This window comes from Streptomyces sp. NPDC020996, from assembly GCF_040641355.1.
In the GTDB taxonomy this organism is placed as follows: domain Bacteria; phylum Actinomycetota; class Actinomycetes; order Streptomycetales; family Streptomycetaceae; genus Streptomyces.
Window position 1 is genome coordinate 49,690 of record NZ_JBFADM010000014.1, and the last position, 17,863, is coordinate 67,552.

Below are 17,863 nucleotides of genomic sequence, written 5' to 3' on the forward strand. Positions count from 1 at the left end.
AGCCCACAATGAGAACAGAGCAGGACAAGGCAGGGCACGCGGAGACCGGGTGCCGTGGCCGATGGGAGCGAGCCGTGACGCACGAACCGACACCGGAGCGGAAAGTGACGACGGGGCCGGGCGGGCCGGACCGTCCGCCGGGCGTGGGCCGGGGCAGGCTGGGGCGGGGCCGGTCCCGCCGGGCGCGCCCCGCGATGGCGGCGGTCACCGTCGCCGTCCTCGCCCTCGGCGGCACCGTCGCCCACGCCGCGGCCTCGGACGGCGCCGGCGGGGGCGCCGCCGCCTCCCCGTCCGCCTCCGCGTCCGCGACGCCGTCGCCGGACGGGACCGGCCACCGGTGCGCGTTCCGCATGGGCGTACACGGCGAGTCGACCGTCAAGGACCCGGACACGGGCAAGTGGCTGGTGCGCGCCTGGCAGCGCGGCGCCGTCCAGAAGGTCTACGACGACCAGGTGACCGTCAGGAGCGAGGACGGCGCCGCCTGGACGTGGACGGTGAACAAGAACACCGTCTTCTTCCACGACGGCACCAGGACCTCCGGCACCGGCAGCCTGAAGAAGGGCGAGAACGCCGTCCTGGTCGGACCGCGCTCCGGCAGCACCAGGACCGCGGTGTACGCCATGACGGGCACCTGGGGCGAGGGCCGCTACGACGGGCACCACGACGGATGCGACCACGGCATGATGCCGGGGCACGAGGACGGATCCGACCACGACATGCCCGGGTACGGCAACGGATCCGACCACGGCATGATGCGGGGGCACGGCCCCTGGGAGCAGCGGATGTCGTCGCCGTCGGCAACCCCGTCGGGCGCTGGCGCTACGGCCTGACGCCGATCACGACGCTGGCGCCCAGTTCCTCGTCGTAGGCGAGACGGGCGGTCAGCCCGCCGCGGGAGAAGGCATCCACGGCCGCTGCGGCCTGCCGTTCACTCGTCTCGACCAGCAGGCAGCCGCGGGGCGCGAGCCACCGGTGCGCCTCCGCGGCGACCCGGCGCAGCACGTGCAACCCGTCGGAACCGCCGTCCAGGGCGACCAGCGGTTCGTGGTCGCGGGCCTCCGGGGGCAGCAGGCCGACCTCGTCCGTGGGGACGTAGGGCACGTTGGCCGCGAGGACGTCGACGCGGCCGCGCAGGCCGGCGGGCAGCGCCTCGAACAGGTCACCCGAGTGGACCTGACCGCCCGCCGCGGCGACGTTGCGGCGGGCGCAGCGGACCGCGGCCGGGTCGATGTCGGCGGCGTGCAGCTCGACGGGACCGAGCGCGGCGGCCAGGGCCGCACCGACGGCGCCCGAGCCGCAGCACAGGTCGACGACGACACGGGCCGCCGGAGCCTGGGCCAGCGCCTGCTCGACCAGGAACTCGGTCCGCCGCCGGGGGACGAAGACGCCGGGTTCCACGACGATGCGCAGCCCCCGGAACTCGGCCCAGCCGAGGACCAGTTCGAGGGGCAGACCGCCGGACCGCCCCTCGACCAGCAGGGCCAGCTCCCGCGGGGTGCGGGCGGCGGACAGCAGCAGTCGCGCCTCCTCCTCGGCGAAGACGCAGCCCGCGGCACGCAGCGCGGCGACGACGGCGTCGTAGGAGGAAGAAGAGGACGCGGAAGAAGAGGCGGGAAAGGAGAAGGGTGACGAAGGGGACGACGCAGGCATCTGAGCCGAGGGCCTTTCGGTAGTCGAAGGGCGCTCCCGCGGTCACCTACCGGCGACGGTCCGCGTCGACGCGAGGGGAGAGCACCCGGTCTGGCACAGCGGTGATGACTCCCACCTCCTCGGTCCACCGGCGGCCGGGACGTTCCTCGGCCGGACGGTCACCCTACCGCAACTCCCGGTCACCGTGGCATGCGCCGGTCACCTCCCCGGCCGGGGCCGCACGGCGCACCGCGCGCTCCGGGTTGTACGGTGCAACCAGGAGAGCGAGGGAGGCCCGGTGGAGGCGCAGCAGGCCGTGGAGACCATCCAGCGGGAGATGACGGTCTTCGCCCGCCGCGCCCGCGCGTCCGCGGGGCGCCTGCACCCCGAGCTGTCGCTGGTCTCCTACACCCTGCTCGGCCATCTGGAGGAGAGCGGCGGCTGCCGCGCGACCGACCTGGCCGCGCACTACGCCCTGGACAAGTCGACGGTCAGCCGCCAGGTGACGGCCCTGGAGCGGGCCGGCCTGGTCGAGCGGCGCCTGGACCCGGAGGACCACCGCGTGCAGGTGCTGCACCTCACCGGCGCCGGCCGCCGGATCCTCGCCCGGGTCACCAGCAGCCGCCGGAAGGCCGTCCGGGAACGGCTCGCGGACTGGTCCGAGGAGGATCTCGAACGGTTCGCGCGGTACCTCACGCGCTACAACGCGTGGCCGGGATCCGGCGCCGGCGAGGACTAGAGGGCCTGTCCGGCGGATCAGGCCGGGCAGACCCTAGAGGGCGGCGGCCACCGCCTGTGCGTCCGGACGGTGTTCCGGTGTGCGGGCCGCGAGGAAGACGGTCCTGCGGCGCAGCCGGAAGCCCAGGGACTCGTAGAGGCGGATGGCGTTCGTGTTGTCCGCGGCGGTGTGCAGGAACGGGGTCTCGCCGCGTTCCCGGATGCCGTGGGCGACGGCCAGCACCAGACGGGTCGCCAGGCCCTCGCCGCGGAAGGCGGGGTCGGTGCAGACCGCGCTGATCTCGGTCCAGCCGGGCGGGTGCAGCCGCTCCCCCGCCATGGCGATCAGGGCGCCGTCGCGGCGTACACCCAGATAGGTGCCGAGTTCGACGGTGCGGGGCAGGAACGGGCCGGGGCGGGTGCGGTCGACCAGGGCGAGCATCTCGGGCACGTCGGCGGGGCCGAGACGGACGGCCTCCGGCTCCGGGGCGGCCGCCAGTCCGTCGTCGACGAACTGCACGCCCTCCGCCTGGAAGGTGATCTCCCAGCCGTCCGGGACCGTTCCGCGGAAGCCGGCCAGCGCGACCTCCGCGCCGGGGCCCGCGAGCGCGGCGAGGTCCGCCCAGTCGCCGGCGTCTGGATCGTCGGGCAGCGCCAGCCAGGGCGAGACGTCGACGGGGTAGCGCAGTACCCGGCCGCGCCGCTCGGCGAAGTGCGCGTGCGGACCGGTCAGGGACGCCAGGGCGGGGTTGTCGAGGACGTGGCTCATGCGCCGACCTCGATCACGATCTCGGGCCGGTCCACGTCGACCAGGGCCTCGGCCTCCGGCCCTCCGTACCGTGTGAAGACGTACACCTTCGGCATGTCTGCTTCCACTCTCCTTCGCTGTCGCGGGCGGCAACAGGCGGCAAGGAAGATCGACGAGCGGCTATTCCCGGGCGCCGGAGACTTCACACGTCCGCAATGATCGCCGGGCCGCCCGGTGCGTAAGCACCCCCGGGACGCACGTACGGTGGAATGCGTGAGCTACCGACGCCGTCCCGCTGGATCCGCATGAACGTCACCCGAGGCTTCACCGGACGCCCCCGCGCCCTCCGCCCCGGCCTGCCCCCCGGCCAGTACGACGCGGGCGACGACTGGCCCGTGCTGTCCGCGGAGGTCACGCCCGACCTGGCGCCCGCCGACTGGACCTTCCGCGTCGACGGCCTGGTCGAGCGGCCGCGCACCTGGGACTGGGAACAGGCGCACGCGCTGCCCGCGTCGGTGTACGAGGGCGACATCCACTGCGTGACGAGCTGGTCGAAGTTCGGGGTGCGGTTCGGGGGCGTGTCCCTGGACGCCTTCCTCGATGTGGTCCGGCCCCATGGGTCGGCCACCCATGCCGTCGCCTACTCGCACACCGGGTACACCACGAACCTGCCGCTGGCCGACCTGACCGGCGGGCGCGCCTGGATCGCCTGGGAGTACGACGGCCGGCCGCTCACGGCCGAGCACGGCGGGCCGGCGCGGCTGCTGGTGCCGCACCTGTACTTCTGGAAGAGCGCCAAGTGGATCGCCGGCATCCGGCTCCTCGACCACGACGAGCCGGGTTTCTGGGAGCAGAACGGCTACCACGCCCGCGGCAACCCCTGGCAGGAGCAGCGGTATTCCGGTGACTGAGACCTTCACTCCCCCGACGCGGTTCGCCGTGCCCGGCCGCATCGCCGTGAACGAGCGGGTCGCAGGACGGTGGCAGACCGCCACCCTGACCGAGATCCGCCGCGAGACGCCGCACGCCGCCACCTTCCGGTTCGCGGTGCCGACGTGGGCCGGCCATCTGCCCGGCCAGCACCTGATGCTGCGGCTGACCGCGGCGGACGGCTATGTGGCGCAGCGCCACTACTCCATCGCGTCCGCGCCCGACGACGCGGGCCACGTCGAACTGACCCTGGACCACGTCGCGGGCGGCGAGGTCTCGGGCTGGTTCCACACCGTGGCCCGGCCCGGCGACCGGGTCGAGGTGCGCGGCCCGCTGAGCGGGTTCTTCGCCTGGCCCGGCGACCGCCCGGCCCTGCTGATCGGCGCCGGTTCCGGGGTCGTGCCGCTGATGTCGATGGTGCGCCACCACCGGCTGCGGGGCCTGTCCGTGCCGCTGCGGCTGCTGGTGTCCGCGCGCGGTCCCGAGGAACTGATCTACGCGCGGGAGTTCGGCGCGGAGACGACGCCGGTGTTCACCCGCCGCGCCCCGCGGGGTGTGCCGGTGGGACGTCTGACGGCCGCACATGTGGCGCCGCTCCTGGCCGAGCGGCCACCTGGCGGGTGGGAGGCCTATGTGTGCGGCTCCAACGGCTTCGCGGAACACGCCTCCCGGCTCCTGGTACAGGCCGGCCAGCCCGTGGACCGCATCCGCATCGAACGCTTCGGCTGACCTCCGGTTCCCCAACGCCCCCGCAGACCCCGGCAGGCCGCGTGCCGACCGGGCCGGCCCGACGGGCGTGGTACACGCATGCGGGGCCTGAGTCCGGCAGGCCCGGCACGCCGAGCGGAGCCGACGGCCACGGCAGTCGGCAAGCGCAGCCCTCGCGGCGCGCGCGACGGACCCGGCAGGTTCGGCAGGCGGACCCGACGGGCGGCCGCGGCGGAGGCGGCGCGCGCGGCGGCCCGGTCCGGCGTGGGGCGGAACCGGCAGGCCCGGCGGGTTCGGCAGGCCCGGCGGGTTCGGTGGGCCCGGCGGGTTCGGTGGGCCCGGCGGGTTCGGCAGGCCCGGCGGGTTCGGCAGGCCCGGCGGGCTTGGTGGGCCCGGCGGCCGACGGGTGCGGTGAGGAAGGAACTCCGGTGGCCTGGGTATCCGGTCCCCATGCGAACCCGGGTGCGCGGCTGGCGTTGGCGGCGCAGTGCGCTGCGGCGCCGGTCGGATGTCGTCGAGGCGTGGACCGTGCTGGTGGTCGCCGTCCTGCTGATGGTGGGCGCGCCGCTCGTGGGGACGGCGGCCGGGCGGTGGGCCCATGACGACGCGCGCGCCGTCGCGACGGCACAGCGCGCCGAACGGCACCGCGTGCGCGCCGAAGCCGTCGGCGCCGCCCCCGACATGCTGCCGACGGTGCAGAGCGGCCGGCAGCACGCCTACCGGGCGGCCGTGCGCTGGACGGATCCGGCCGGCGAGGTGCACACGACGAGGGCGCGCGTCCCGGCGGGCACCCGGCGCGGGGACACCGTCGACGTGTGGCTGGACTCCCGCGGCCGGACGGTCCCCCCGCCGCCGAGCCGGGGCGACGTCCGGCGGCACTCCCTCGCCGTCGGCACCTGCGCCGCCGTGGGGACGGCGGCTCTGGTGCTCCTCGGGCACGCCGTCGTACGCCGCGTGGCCCTCGGGCGCCGGCTCGCCGAGTGGGAGCGGGCGTGGGCCCGTACCGGACCGGAGTGGACGCGCCGCCGGGCGTGACGCCGGGCCCCGCGTACCGCCCGGGGGTGCGGGTCGTGCCGGGTGGTGACCCGACGAATCGTACCGGCCGGTAGTCCGCCGGGGCCTTCCCTTCCGCCCCCGCGCGAGTGCTGGTCGCCCCGCTTGACCAGCGCAGGCGGGACCGGGGACGGGGTACCGTGGCCGCCGCCGGATGCGGTGCGGGTCTGGCGAGTCGTCCGACCTTCCGCGTACGGTGTGATCATCCGCACTGACCCTTCACAAAGGCGGTCCTTCATGGCCCTGTTCGACCTGCCCCTCGACGAACTCCGCGAGTACCGCAGCACGTCCACCGAACCGGAGGACTTCGACGCCTTCTGGTCCAAGACCCTGCAGGAGACGCGCGAGCACGACCTGGACGCCCGCTTCGAACCGGTGGACACGGGCCTGACGACGGTGCGGGTGTTCGACGTGACGTTCGCCGGGTTCGGCGGTCACCCGGTGAAGGGCTGGCTGCGGCTGCCCGCCGCCGCGGACGGACCGCTGCCGCTGGTCGTGGAGTTCGTCGGGTACGGGGGCGGACGGGGCCTGCCGCACGAGCACCTGCTGTGGGCGTCCACGGGCCGTGCGCACTTCGTCATGGACACCCGCGGCCAGGGCAGCGCGTGGGGCGGCGGCGGTGACACGCCGGACCCGGTGGGCGGCGCGCCCGCCTACCCCGGTTTCATGACGCGGGGCATCGACGCGCCCGAGAACTACTACTACCGCAGGGTGTTCACCGACGCGGTGCGCGCCGTGGAGGCGGCCCGCTCGCACCCGCTGACCGACGCCTCCCGCACGGTGGCCGTCGGCGCCAGCCAGGGCGGCGGCATCACCCTCGCCGTGGGCGGACTGGTCCCGGACCTGGCCGCGGTCGCGCCGGACGTGCCGTTCCTGTGCGACTACCCGCGCGCGGTGACCCTGACGGACAGTCACCCCTACCGGGAGATAGGCCTGTTCCTCAAGACTCACCGTGGCCGCGGCGAGGCAGCCCTGCGCACGCTCTCCTACTTCGACGGCGTCCACTTCGCCGCCCGCGGCCGGGCGCCGGCCCTGTTCTCGACGGCCCTGGAGGACCAGACCTGCCCGCCGTCGACGGTCTTCGCGGCGTTCAACGCCTGGGCGCACGACGACAAGGCGATCGAGGTGTACGACTTCAACGACCACGAGGGCGGCGGCCCCTACCAGGAGGCGGCCAAGCTGCGCTGGCTGCGGTCGTACGCCTGACGACCAGGTGCACGGTCACTGCGGCGCGCGGTTCGCGGCGGTACGGACGGCGCTCGAAGTCGAGGCCCTGTACAAGGCGCTGTGAACGGCATCCGCGGCGGGCCGGCACCCGGACCGGCGGCCCGGGTGCCGGCCTGACCGGCCCGCCGGGGTGGCGGACGCCCGGCAGGACATCCCGGCCCGCCTCGGCAGGACGTCCAGGTCCGCCCAGGTAGGGCGTCCCGGTCCGCCCCGGCAGGACATCCCGGTCCGCCCCGGCGGCACGTCCCGGTCTACGAGGTCACCCCGCCCGCGGCGGACCGGCCGGCGGGCCCGGGCGGCGCGCCACGACCGTGCGCACCCGCGGGCTGCCGTCGCGGCGCCGCCCGAACTCCGGCAGGGCGTGCAGTTCCACCAGGAACCCGGCCCGCTCCAGTTCCCGCCGCACCTGCCCGAGCCGGAAGGCGCGGTAGTACATGACGAACGGCGGCCGCCACAGGGCGTTGCGCACCCGCATCACCGCGTCGAAGCCGAGCAGCATCCAGAACACGGGCGACGAGGACCGCGGCGGGGCCACGACCGGGAACGCGAAGCATCCGCCCGGCCGCAGCACGGAGTGGACCTGCGCGAACAGCCCGGGCAGCTCGCGCGGCAGGAAGTGCCCGAACGCCCCGAAGCTGACGACGAGGTCGAAGACGGGGCCGAAGGGCAGCGCGCGGGCGTCCGCCCGGACGTACTCCGCGCGCGGCCCGGCGCCGGTGGGGCGCCCGCGGGCGACGGCGAGCATCCCCGCGCTGAAGTCGACGCCCACGACACGGCGCCGGCACACCCGCGCCAGGACGCCGGTCCCCGCACCGGTGCCGCAGCACAGGTCCAGCCCGGCGTCGAAGGAGCCCGTGCGGGCCAGGTCGGCGGCGACCGCGTCGAGCACCGCGTCGGACGTCCGGAAGGGGGTGTGGTCGAACTTCGGCGCGAGCAGGTCGTAGCCGCGCTCGACCGACGACAGCGCCTGGACGGCGAGCTCGCGCAGGGTGGGGCCTTCGGGGCTGAACACCGCGTCAGCTTAGGGCAGCGCGGCGGCCCACGCATGGACACCTCCCCGGCCGCTGACTAGTCTCCTCTGCACCTACTCCACTAATTGACTATGAGGTGATCCGATGCGAGCGTTCCGCGAAGCGGTGGAGGCCGGTGACCTCGACACCGTCGAGGCGCTGCTGGCGAAGGACGTCGTGTTCACCAGCCCGGTGGCCTTCGCGCCGTACTCGGGCAAGGCGATCACCGCGGCGATCCTGCGCGGGGTGGCGCGCGTCTTCGAGGACTTCCGCTACGAGCAGGAGCTCGCCGGGGCCGACGGCCGCGACCACGCCCTGGTGTTCAGCGCGCGGGTGGGCGACCGCGCGCTGACGGGCTGCGACTTCATCCACCTCGACGAGGAGGGACTGATCGACGGGCTCACCGTCATGGTGCGGCCGCTGTCCGCCGCCCAGGCCCTGGCGGCGGCCATGGGCGCCCAGTTCGACCGGATCACCGAGGAGGCTCAGGCGCGGATCGGCTGACCGCCACGCGGGCGGCCCGGCCGGCCCGCCGGTGCGGCGGGCGCACCGCGTACGTCACCGCGAGGGCGACGAACAGGGCGACGACCGCGGCGGAGGCGGCCGCGGTCGCCGTCCAGGCCCGGCCGCCTCCGGGACCGGCCACGATCAGGCAGGCGGCGACGGCCGTGCCGCCGAGCAGTCCGGAACCGACCAGGGCGGCGAAGACGCCCCGGGATCCCCTCCCGCCGTGCGGCGGTGTTACGGGGCCCAGGCGCAGCGCCGCCAGCTGCGACGCGGTCTCCCGCGCCTCGTGCCGGCGCTGGACCCCGGCGCGGAGCCGCAGGACGGCCGTCGCCACGGCGCCCGCGACCGCCGCGCCCGCGGGCGCCCACCACACGGCCGTCGCAGCCAGCAGGACGGCCACGCCCGCGACCGCGGCCCACCCGGTCAGGCAGGCCGCCGCGGCCGTGCGCGTCGAGGCGGGCCGGTCGTCGCCGGCGCGCAGGTCGGCGACGGCCGGGACGTACCAGACACAGCCCGAGAACAGCACCAGCGCGGCGGCCAGCGCCAGGACGGATCGGCCCACGGGTCACGCCGCCTTCTCGGCCTGGACGATCTCGGGGTGGTGCAGGTCGAACGCCGGGGATTCGCTGCGGATGCGGGGCAGGGACAGGAAGTTGTGCCGCGGCGGCGGGCAGGACGTGGCCCACTCCAGCGAACGGCCGTACCCCCACGGGTCGTCGACGCGGACCCGCTCGCCGTACCTGCCGGTCTTCCAGACGTTGTAGAGGAACGGCAGGAACGACAGGCCGAGCAGGAACGAGCCGATGGTGGACAGGGTGTTGAGGGCGGTGAAGCCGTCGGCCGCCAGGTAGTCGGCGTACCGGCGGGGCATGCCCTCCACGCCGAGCCAGTGCTGGACGAGGAAGGTGAGGTGGAAGCCGGCCGTCAGCGTCCAGAAGGTGACCTTGCCGAGGCGTTCGTCGAGCATCTTGCCGGTGAACTTGGGCCACCAGAAGTGGAATCCGGCGAACATGGCGTACACCACCGTGCCGAACAGCGTGTAGTGGAAGTGCGCCACGACGAAGTACGAGTCGGAGACGTGGAAGTCCAGCGGCGGGGCGGCGAGGATCACGCCGGTGAGGCCGCCGAAGGTGAAGGTGACCAGGAAGCCGGTGGCCCACAGCATCGGGGTCTCGAAGGACAGGCTGCCCTTCCACATGGTGCCGATCCAGTTGAAGAACTTCACGCCCGTCGGGACCGCGATCAGGAAGGTCATGAAGGAGAAGAACGGCAGCAGCACACCGCCGGTGACGTACATGTGGTGCGCCCACACGGTGACCGACAGACCCGCGATGGCGATGGTCGCGCCGACCAGGCCCATGTAGCCGAACATCGGCTTGCGGGAGAAGACCGGGACGATCTCACTGACGATGCCGAAGAACGGCAGCGCCAGGATGTAGACCTCGGGGTGGCCGAAGAACCAGAACAGGTGCTGCCACAGCAGGGCCCCGCCGTTGGCGGCGTCGAATATGTGGCTGCCGAACTTCCGGTCCATCTCCAGGGCCAGCAGCGCGGCCGCGAGCACCGGGAAGACGATGAGGACGAGCACACCCGTCAGCAGCACGTTCCAGGTGAAGATCGGCATGCGGAACATGGTCATGCCGGGGGCGCGCATGCAGATGATGGTGGTGATGAAGTTGACCGCGCCCAGGATGCTGCCGAAGCCGGACAGCGTCACGCCCATGATCCACATGTCGGCTCCGACGCCGGGCGAGTGCACGGCGTCCGACAGCGGGGCGTAGAGGAACCAGCCGAAGTCGGCGGCCCCCTGCGGGGTGAGGAAGCCGCCGGCGGCGATCAGCGAGCCGAACAGGAACAGCCAGTAGGCGAGCATGTTCAGCCGTGGGAAGGCCACGTCGGGCGCGCCGATCTGCAGCGGCATCAGCCAGTTGGCGAAGCCCGTGAACAGCGGCATCGCGAACAGCAGCAGCATGATCGAGCCGTGCATGGTGAACGCCTGGTTGAACTGCTCGTTCGACATCACCTGCATACCCGGGCGGGCCAGTTCGGCGCGCATCAGCAGCGCCAGCGCGCCGCCGAGGAGGAAGAACGCGAACGCGGTGACCAGGTACAAGGTCCCGATCTTCTTGTGGTCGGTGGTCGTCAGCCACTCCGTCCACGCGGGCCGCTCGGCCGGCCGGACGGCCACGTCCGCCCGCTCGCGGACCGCGGGACGCGTCCGCGCCCCGGGGACCTGCTCCGTCTGCTGTATCAGTACCTCGTCCACCGGGCGGTGTCCTCCGAATCCGTTCACATGGCTCACCGGCCGGGGAGTGCTCCGCGCGCGCTGCGCGACGCGGCGCTTCCCGGCCGCCGCCACATGATCATCGGAGGGCCGCCCGGCCCGGCAGGGCCCAGCAGTCCCTGCGATGGTCCCGCGATCAGGGTCCAATGGGCCCTGGTCAGGAGGTGTCAGAGGCGTCCTGACGGGTCGCGGGCCCGCCCACCACCGTGCGGTGATCCCCACGGCGACCGTGTCGCCGGCCGCCGGTGGTGCGCGGGCCCGGTGCGGAGGCGGGTGACCCGGCCCGCCCCGCTTCCGAGGAGCCGCCGTGGCGACGGGCCACGGTCCCCACACCGCCGCCCGCCCGCGGGACGTGACACCGCCGGCCCGCCCCCTGAGCGGTCCGGTGGTGGGGCACGGTGGCGGGATCCTGTGAGGGAGGACCCCGCCGCCGTACGTCTCGCGGACTCGGGACTCACTCTCACAGCGCGCGGGGCACCGCAGCAGGGGCCGAACGACTCACCCGCGGACCCGACCGGCCCAACACGCGCCCCGCCGGGCGCCCCTGACCCCGTCACGCCACGGTCAGCGTGATGGCTCCCGTGTAGGTCTTCCCGGCGGTCAGGGCCGTCTCTGTGCCGTTCACCGTCATCACCAGCGACCTGCCCGACGGCGCCTTCACGGCCGCGTCGGCCGCGACGGTCAGCGCGGTCAGGTACGAGGTGCCGGTGACGGTCCACGCCGAGCCGCTGTTCAGGCGGACGACCACGCCGTTGTTGACGGCGGGCCGGACGGTGTTGGTGACGATGCCCAGCTCGTAGAAGGCGGAGGAGTCGATCGTGGACACCCGGTGCCGGGTCCGGGACGCCGAGATGACGCCCTCGACCGTGCTGTCCTCGAAGGTGAGGACCATGTTCTTGCCCTTGCGCATGCCGTTGTAGAAGTCGCCCTTCAGCGCGATGGAGGAGAAGGTGGCGGCCGAGTCGGCGGTGTGGGCGGCCGTCACGTCGAAGGAGGCGTCCTTCGCCGGGTCGCCGGTGGGCTCGGTGTAGACGCCCACGTTCATCATCTTGCCGTCGACGTTGACCGGGCCCGGGTCGTCCAGCTCGATCATCTGCAGGATGACGCCGTCACGCGGGTCGAGACGGGCGCCCTTGGACCCGTCGACGGTGATGGCGGTCTGCTGGCCCTTGTTGAGGAAGGTCGCCCGCTCGGAGTTGACGACGGTGCCGCCGTCCAGGGTCAGGGTGCCGGCGCCGAAGAACATGTAGCCGAAGTGACCGGAGTTCACGACGGTGTTGCGGGCCGGGAGGTCCGCCAGCTCGGCGTCCGAGAGGCCCAGCCCGAGCTCCGTGTTCAGTGCCGCGACGGCGGCCGGGGTGCTGTCGCCGTAGTGCACGACCGCCGCCGGGCCCGCGATGATGGTGGCGTAGCTGCCGACGTCGAAGCGGCAGCCGAGGACGCGGACCACGGCGTCGCCGATGGCGTAGGTGCCGTAGCCGTACTGCCCGGTGTTGCCGACGTGGCTGTTGACCGCCGTCAGCTTCAGTCCGCTGCCGCCCTCGACCGACAGGGCTCCCCAGGTCTCCGAGAAGACGGTGGAGCCGAGGTAGGTGGCGGTGCTGTCCTTGCCGATGAGGTTGGTGGCGCGGACGTTGCCGTCGAGGCCGAGCATCCAGGGCACCGACTGCATGTACGGGGTTTCGACGGTGGCCCGGTAGTCGGCGGGCAGCACTCCGTCGCGGCAGCGGATGAAGGAGTTCTTCACGATGACGTCGGCGCCGTCGTCGGCGATGACGGCGGTGCGGACGACTCCCTTGTTGGTGATGCGGGCCCCGTCCAGGACCAGTCGGGCGGAGGCGCCGGCGCCGACCACCGCGGCGCCGTAGCCGGCGAAGTCGCTGCGGCCGTTGCCGGTGAGGGAGATGGTGGGCCGGTGCAGCGTGTAGGAACCGTCCCGCACGTACACGCCGTCGAAGCACTCGCCGGTGGAGGTGATCGACACGTTCCGGGCGTAGGAGTCGGTGAGCCTGCCGCCGACCACCGCCGCGAGGACGGACCTGTCGCGGACGACGCCGTCGCCGTCGACGTAGAGCGCCTGCCGGAAGGGGAAGGTCAGCGTCTGGTACGTGACGTCGTTCCGCGCCGTCACCGTGAGGACCACGTCGCCGCGGTAGGTGCCCGGCTGGACGAGGGTCGCGGTGCCGCCGGTCTCGGTCAGCAGCTGGCCGGTCTCCACGCCGTCGACGGTGAGGGTGAGGCTGTGGCCGTCCGGGGCGACGATCCGCCCGCCCTCCGCGATCGTCAGCCGGCTCACCCGGGTGGTCGCCGTGAGCTCGTAGGTCTCGCCGGAGCCGATGGTGATCCGGTTTCCGCTCGCCGCGGGCGCGGCGGTGGCGGTGGCGGTGGCGGCCGGAACCAGCAGGGCTCCGGCCGTGGCGGTGCCGGCGATCAGGAGGGAGCGTCGGGTGATCTGCGTCATTGCGTGCCTTCCACGGTTCGAGTGCGCTGTCGCGCAGCGTGACGAACCGGCCCGCGAGGGCGTGCGGCGGGACGGTCCGGGACAGGGCACCTGGGGTGCACGACGGAGTGAACCAGCGCTGCACAAAGGGCAATAGGCGTCTCACACACGCATCCCGGAACCCGATGCCTCGGATCGGGCGGCCCGTTCCATGGCGATCACACAGAGTGGCCACAGGGTGGCCGGGGGCGCGGACACGACGACGAGGCGGGCGGCGTCCGCGCCGTCCACCTCGTCGTTCGCTGTGCTGTTGTAGGGGTGTGATACCTGGTTAAGCGGGGGCGATCATCCCGGCCGACAGGTCGATGTCCGCGCCGCACAGTCCCGGCATGGCGAGCATCGCCAGCAGGGCGCGGGCGACCTCGTCCTCCTCGACGAGCCGGCCGAGGGCCGCCCGGGAGGCGAAGTCGCGTTCGGCCTCCCGGACCGTGCAGCCGGTCAGTTCGGCGGTGAGCCGGAAGTTGCGGTCCATGCGCGGGCCGCGGACCGGTCCGGGCGACAGCGAGTTGACGGAGACTCCGTGCGGGCCGGCTTCCCCCGCCAGGGTCCGGGTGAGCCCGAGCAGCGCCATCTTGGATGCGGTGTAGGGGGTGCGGTTGAGCAGCGGGCGCTTGCCGCTGACCGAGGCGACGTTGACGACGTCGCCCCGCCCGGCCGCGAGCATCCGCGGCAGGAAGGCCCGGCACATCAGGTAGACGCCGCGGACGTTGACCGCGAACACCTCGTCCCACTCGTCCGGCTCGATGTCGACGAGCGGCCGCACCGGGCCCGCGACGCCGGCGTTGTTGACGAGCAACGACACGTCCTCGTCGGCCAGTTCGGCGGCGAGCCGAGCGACCGAAGCCGGGTCGGCGACGTCGCACACGGCGGTGCGGGCCGCGCCGCCCCGCTCGGTGACCCGGGCCGCCGCCTCCGCCAGCGCCCGCTCGCTCCGGCCGGTGAGGACGACGCGGGCGCCGGCACCTGCCAGTGCAAGGGCGAACGCCCGCCCCAGCGGCCCTCCCCCGCCCGTCACGAGGGCGGTGCGCCCCCGCAGGGTCATACGGCGTTCCAGGGCAGCTCGTCCCCGGCGGCCCGCGCGGCGCGTACGTCGCCGGAGCGGGCGTGCCCCTCGAACAGCTCGACCCGGGAGGCCCGCCCGCACACCCGGCCGAGCAGGGCCTGCGATGCGGTGTCGGTGACCTCCTGGTAGGTCACCGTCTTGAGGTACTTGCCCACCCACAGGCCGCCGGTGTAGCGGGCGGCGCCGCGGGTCGGCAGCACGTGGTTGGTGCCGATGACCTTGTCGCCGAAGGACACGCAGGTGCCCTCGCCGAGGAACAGGGCGCCGTACTGCGTCATCCGTTCCAGCGCCTCGCGCGGCCGGCGGGTCAGCACCTCGACATGTTCAAAGGCGAACTCGTCGGCGAGCGCGTACATCTCGTCGAGCGATCCGACGACGTGCACCTGGCCGTGGTCGCGCCAGGCGGGCTCCGCGAAGTCCCGGGTGGGCAGGCCCGGCAGCAGCCGCTCGACCTCGGCGATCGTCTGCTCGGCGACCTCGCGGGAGGTGGTGATCAGGACGGCCGGGGAGTCGGGGCCGTGCTCGGCCTGGGAGAGCAGGTCGACGGCGCACACGAACGGGTCGGCGTGCTCGTCGGCGAGGACCAGGATCTCGGTCGGGCCCGCGAACAGGTCGATGCCGATCTCGCCGAACAACTGCCGCTTGGCCTCGGCGACGTAGGCGTTGCCGGGCCCGGCGATCAGGTTGACCGGCTCCATGCTGTCCGTGCCGACGGCCATCGCGGCGACCGCCTGGACCCCGCCGAGCAGCCAGATCTCGTCCGCGCCCGCGAGGTGCGCGGCGGCGACGGTGGCGGCCGGGATCTCCCCGGAATCCAGCCAGCCGCGCGTAGCGCGTCCTTGAGGGGCGGCGGTCGGGCGGCGGGCGGGAGGCGTGCAGGCGACCACCCGCGGGACGCCCGCGACCTTGGCGGTGACGATGGTCATGTGGGCGGAGGCGGTGAGCGGGTAGCGGCCGCCGGGGATGTAGGCGCCCGCCGCCCGCACGGGGACGTGCTTCTGCCCGAGCCGCACGCCGGGCAGCGTCTCCACCTCGAACTCCCTCAGGGAGTCGAGCTGGTGGCGGGCGAAGGTGCGGACCTGGTCCTGCACGAACCGGATGTCGTCGATGACCTGCTGCGGCACCGACGCGACGATCTTCTCGACCTCCTCCTCGCTCAGCCGGAAGGAGTCCGGGCTCCACTTGTCGAACTTCTCGGAGTAGGCGCGCACGGCGTCGTCGCCGCGCTCGCGGATGTCCGCGATGACGCCGGAGACGGTCTCGCGCACCTGGTCGAGGGAGGCGGCGACGTCCGCCCCGGGGACGGCGTGCTTCAGGATCTCTGCCACAACTGCGGCCTTTCTGGACGGTCTTGGGGGGAATCAGACGGGCGGCGCTTCGAACAGCACGTCGGGGTCGTTGAACTGCTCCTTGGCGACCGACTCGCTCATCGGGTCGGCGGTGCCCCACTGGTCCTGGGTCATCGGGTCGTCGACGTCGTGCCGGCCGGGATGCCACAGGTCCTCTTCGAGGACGGCGAGTTCGGTGGTGTACTCCACGGTGTTGCCGTGCGGGTCGTGGAAGTAGGAGAAGGTGTTGTCGCCCGCGAGGTGGCGCCCCGGGCCCCAGGTGAGCCGGGTACCGGCACGCAGCGCGCGCCCGGTGCCGCGCAGGTACTCCTCCACCCCGCGCATCTCGAACGAGGCGTGGTGCAGCGACACATGGGGGCCGCGTGCGATGGCGAAGGAGTGGTGCAGCGGACTGCACCGCAGGAAGTACATGAGGTCGCCCATGTGCGTGGAGTACAGGGTGTCGGTGAGCCGGAAGCCGAGGTGTTCGACGTAGAAGTCGCGCAGCCCGGCCGGGTCCTGGGAGTTGACGACGCAGTGCGACAGCCGCACGGGCACCGCCTCGCGCTCCTCGATCCTGCGGTGGGCGCGGACGGCGACGTCCGCGGAGACCTCCACGACCCGGCCGTCCGGGTCGAAGAAGCGCAGGCCGTAGCCGCCGCCGGGGGTGTCCAGCGCCTTCGGCTCGTGGACCATGCGGACCCCGGCCCGGCCGAGGCGCAGCGCGAGTTCGTCCACCGCCGCGGGCGACACCGCGCCGAAGGCGACCAGGTCCATGCGCTTGCGTTCGTCCTCGCGGACGCGCACGACGTACTGCTCGGGGCTGCCCTCGGCGGCGAAGAACGCCAGGCCGCTGTCGCCGGCGACCTCGGTCAGGCCCCAGGTGTCCCGGTAGAAGGCGCGCTGGGCGTCGAAGTCCGGGACGGCCAGGTCGACATGGCGCAGGTGGGTGATGGGCTGGAAGCTCATGCGTGGCTCCTGACGGTGTTGCGCTGACGGCCCAGGCCGGTGATCTCCGCCTCCAGGACGTCGCCCGGCTCGAGGAAGACGCCCCAGTGCGCGCCGTTGCCCGCCGGGGAGCCGGTGAGCAGCAGGTCGCCGGGGTACAGGGTGGTGGTCGTGGAGACGTACGCGATGAGCCGCGGGATGTCGAAGATCATGTCCTTGGTCGACTCGTCCTGCCGGACGACTCCGTTGTGCCGCAGGGTGATGCGCAGGTCGTCCGGGTCGCCGACGAAGGCGGCCGGCACCAGGAAGGGGCCGGTCGGCAGGAAGGTGTCGGCGTTCTTGGCGGTGAACCAGTCGGTGCCGATGGCCTTCAGGTCGGGCCGGTACAGGCGGTCGCGGGTGGTGAGGTCGTTGCAGATGGTGTAGCCGGCGACGTACGACATCGCCTCCCCGGCCGGGATGTCGCGGCCCTTCCTGCCGATGACGAGGGCGAGTTCGAGCTCCCAGTCGTGCTGCTCGCCGAGTGCGGGCAGCACGATGTCGTCGTAGGGGCCGCACATCGCGCGCGCGGAGCCGAGGAAGACGTACGGCACTCCGCCGCGGATGCGCTCGTCCATCATCTTCTCGGCGTCGGCGCGGGCCTCCTCGGGGGTGGCGCCGTGCACGCTCTCCTTCTCGGCGGCGACCAGATCGACCACGTGCTTGCGGTAGTTGGCGCCGCTCTGCAGGATCTGGCCCGGCTCCAGCGGGGGCAGGACGTGCAGCGCGGCCAGGTCGTGCCAGGCGCCGTCGGCGGACCGGGCGAGTGCGTCGAGCCGGGGCAGCCAGGCGTCCCAGTCCTCGACCAGGGCGCGCACGGACGGCGCCAGGCCGGACAGGTCGCGCACGCGGGCCCCGGTGACCAGGCCGGGGAAGGCGACGCCTGCGCTGCTGCGGAACGTGCCGAGCGCGAACGGTCCGGCAGGGGTGAGTGGATCGGGCACGGGCGGCTCTCCTCGTCGGGGTGGGGATCGCCCCTGACGCTAGGCAGCCGGGCCGGGCGGCGGAAATGGCCGTTCGCGATGGCTGCCATCGGCGGCCCTCCCGGCGGCTGAACTGCGGCTCCATCGCCCTGCGGGATGCATGACGTCCCCCTTGCCGATGCCTCGATCCGTTGACCCTGCATCGATCGCCCGAGCAGTCTCGGAGCACCCACCGTCACGAGGAGAAAC

General features: G+C 73.4%; 17 protein-coding genes. 7 read left to right on the forward strand and 10 right to left on the reverse strand.

Annotation, left to right across the window (positions count from 1 at the left end; translation table 11 throughout):
* Positions 1-74 precede the first annotated feature (74 nt).
* Positions 75-830 carry a hypothetical protein gene (locus tag AB0G63_RS13120; protein ID WP_360748806.1) on the forward strand — a complete coding sequence of 252 codons (756 nt, stop codon included), beginning with the start codon at positions 75-77 and terminating at the stop codon, positions 828-830.
* On the opposite strand, the gene AB0G63_RS13125 is transcribed toward AB0G63_RS13120, so the two are convergent.
* Positions 820-1,650 carry a putative protein N(5)-glutamine methyltransferase gene (locus AB0G63_RS13125; protein WP_360748809.1) on the reverse strand — a complete coding sequence of 277 codons (831 nt, stop codon included), beginning with the start codon at positions 1,648-1,650 and terminating at the stop codon, positions 820-822. The genes AB0G63_RS13120 and AB0G63_RS13125 overlap by 11 nt on opposite strands.
* A gap of 277 nt (positions 1,651-1,927) precedes the next feature.
* On the opposite strand from AB0G63_RS13125, the gene AB0G63_RS13130 reads away from it, so the two are divergent.
* A complete protein-coding gene (locus AB0G63_RS13130) occupies positions 1,928-2,368 on the forward strand; it encodes a MarR family winged helix-turn-helix transcriptional regulator (RefSeq protein ID WP_360748812.1) in 441 nt (146 codons plus the stop codon).
* A gap of 33 nt (positions 2,369-2,401) precedes the next feature.
* Here AB0G63_RS13130 and AB0G63_RS13135 read toward each other — a convergent pair whose 3' ends face one another.
* On the reverse strand, positions 2,402-3,115 hold the full coding sequence (locus AB0G63_RS13135; RefSeq protein ID WP_360748815.1) for a GNAT family N-acetyltransferase: 714 nt from the start codon (positions 3,113-3,115) through the stop codon (positions 2,402-2,404).
* Between the two features lie 284 nt (positions 3,116-3,399).
* Here AB0G63_RS13135 and AB0G63_RS13140 point away from each other — a divergent pair, with 284 nt between their 5' ends.
* From AB0G63_RS13140 to AB0G63_RS13155, 4 genes are all read left to right on the forward strand, one after another.
* Positions 3,400-4,005 (forward strand): sulfite oxidase-like oxidoreductase, encoded by a 606-nt coding sequence (locus AB0G63_RS13140; RefSeq protein WP_324787813.1) that lies wholly within the window; start codon positions 3,400-3,402, stop codon positions 4,003-4,005.
* Positions 3,998-4,753, forward strand: coding sequence for a ferredoxin reductase (locus tag AB0G63_RS13145; RefSeq protein WP_360748818.1), 756 nt, complete (start codon positions 3,998-4,000; stop codon positions 4,751-4,753). The genes AB0G63_RS13140 and AB0G63_RS13145 overlap by 8 nt, the downstream gene beginning before the upstream one ends.
* A 429-nt stretch (positions 4,754-5,182) precedes the next feature.
* Positions 5,183-5,767 carry a hypothetical protein gene (locus AB0G63_RS13150; protein WP_360748821.1) on the forward strand — a complete coding sequence of 195 codons (585 nt, stop codon included), beginning with the start codon at positions 5,183-5,185 and terminating at the stop codon, positions 5,765-5,767.
* Positions 5,768-6,022: 255 nt separating this feature from the next.
* Positions 6,023-6,991, forward strand: coding sequence for an acetylxylan esterase (locus tag AB0G63_RS13155; RefSeq protein WP_360748824.1), 969 nt, complete (start codon positions 6,023-6,025; stop codon positions 6,989-6,991).
* Between the two features lie 280 nt (positions 6,992-7,271).
* Here the strand turns inward: AB0G63_RS13155 and AB0G63_RS13160 are convergent, their stop codons facing one another.
* The gene (locus AB0G63_RS13160; protein WP_360748827.1) at positions 7,272-8,024 is read right to left on the reverse strand and encodes a class I SAM-dependent methyltransferase; all 753 of its coding nucleotides are present in this window, start codon (positions 8,022-8,024) and stop codon (positions 7,272-7,274) included.
* Between the two features lie 103 nt (positions 8,025-8,127).
* Here AB0G63_RS13160 and AB0G63_RS13165 point away from each other — a divergent pair, with 103 nt between their 5' ends.
* Positions 8,128-8,526, forward strand: a complete 399-nt coding sequence (locus AB0G63_RS13165; RefSeq protein WP_360748830.1) for a nuclear transport factor 2 family protein — start codon at positions 8,128-8,130, stop codon at positions 8,524-8,526.
* On the opposite strand, the gene AB0G63_RS13170 is transcribed toward AB0G63_RS13165, so the two are convergent.
* The 7 genes from AB0G63_RS13170 to AB0G63_RS13200 form a co-directional block, all read right to left on the reverse strand.
* Entirely contained in the window at positions 8,495-9,091 is a 597-nt protein-coding gene (locus AB0G63_RS13170; RefSeq protein ID WP_360748833.1) for a hypothetical protein, read from the reverse strand. The genes AB0G63_RS13165 and AB0G63_RS13170 overlap by 32 nt on opposite strands.
* Positions 9,092-9,094: 3 nt before the next feature.
* Positions 9,095-10,795: a cytochrome c oxidase subunit I gene (gene ctaD / locus AB0G63_RS13175; RefSeq protein WP_360748836.1), complete on the reverse strand. Its 1,701-nt coding sequence runs from the start codon at positions 10,793-10,795 to the stop codon at positions 9,095-9,097.
* A 571-nt stretch (positions 10,796-11,366) separates the two neighbouring features.
* Positions 11,367-13,274 carry a hypothetical protein gene (locus tag AB0G63_RS13180; RefSeq protein WP_360748839.1) on the reverse strand — a complete coding sequence of 636 codons (1,908 nt, stop codon included), beginning with the start codon at positions 13,272-13,274 and terminating at the stop codon, positions 11,367-11,369.
* Positions 13,275-13,584: 310 nt separating this feature from the next.
* Positions 13,585-14,355 (reverse strand): SDR family oxidoreductase, encoded by a 771-nt coding sequence (locus AB0G63_RS13185; protein WP_360748841.1) that lies wholly within the window; start codon positions 14,353-14,355, stop codon positions 13,585-13,587.
* Positions 14,352-15,704, reverse strand: a complete 1,353-nt coding sequence (hisD, locus tag AB0G63_RS13190) for a histidinol dehydrogenase (RefSeq protein ID WP_360748844.1) — start codon at positions 15,702-15,704, stop codon at positions 14,352-14,354. Before hisD ends, AB0G63_RS13185 begins: the two co-directional genes overlap by 4 nt.
* A gap of 33 nt (positions 15,705-15,737) precedes the next feature.
* On the reverse strand, positions 15,738-16,673 hold the full coding sequence (locus AB0G63_RS13195; RefSeq protein ID WP_360748847.1) for a VOC family protein: 936 nt from the start codon (positions 16,671-16,673) through the stop codon (positions 15,738-15,740).
* Positions 16,670-17,635 (reverse strand): fumarylacetoacetate hydrolase family protein, encoded by a 966-nt coding sequence (locus tag AB0G63_RS13200; RefSeq protein WP_360748850.1) that lies wholly within the window; start codon positions 17,633-17,635, stop codon positions 16,670-16,672. Before AB0G63_RS13200 ends, AB0G63_RS13195 begins: the two co-directional genes overlap by 4 nt.
* Positions 17,636-17,863: the final 228 nt, after the last annotated feature.

What these genes read in the sequence shown, in the direction of transcription:
- AB0G63_RS13125 (WP_360748809.1), bottom strand. Translation starts at nt 1,650, where the DNA reads ATGCCTGCGTCGTCCCCTTCGTCACCCTTCTCCTTTCCCGCCTCTTCT.
- AB0G63_RS13135 (WP_360748815.1), bottom strand. Translation starts at nt 3,115, where the DNA reads ATGAGCCACGTCCTCGACAACCCCGCCCTGGCGTCCCTGACCGGTCCG.
- AB0G63_RS13140 (WP_324787813.1), top strand. Translation starts at nt 3,400, where the DNA reads ATGAACGTCACCCGAGGCTTCACCGGACGCCCCCGCGCCCTCCGCCCC.
- AB0G63_RS13150 (WP_360748821.1), top strand. Translation starts at nt 5,183, where the DNA reads ATGCGAACCCGGGTGCGCGGCTGGCGTTGGCGGCGCAGTGCGCTGCGG.
- AB0G63_RS13155 (WP_360748824.1), top strand. Translation starts at nt 6,023, where the DNA reads ATGGCCCTGTTCGACCTGCCCCTCGACGAACTCCGCGAGTACCGCAGC.
- AB0G63_RS13165 (WP_360748830.1), top strand. Translation starts at nt 8,128, where the DNA reads ATGCGAGCGTTCCGCGAAGCGGTGGAGGCCGGTGACCTCGACACCGTC.
- AB0G63_RS13180 (WP_360748839.1), bottom strand. Translation starts at nt 13,274, where the DNA reads ATGACGCAGATCACCCGACGCTCCCTCCTGATCGCCGGCACCGCCACG.
- AB0G63_RS13185 (WP_360748841.1), bottom strand. Translation starts at nt 14,355, where the DNA reads ATGACCCTGCGGGGGCGCACCGCCCTCGTGACGGGCGGGGGAGGGCCG.
- AB0G63_RS13195 (WP_360748847.1), bottom strand. Translation starts at nt 16,673, where the DNA reads ATGAGCTTCCAGCCCATCACCCACCTGCGCCATGTCGACCTGGCCGTC.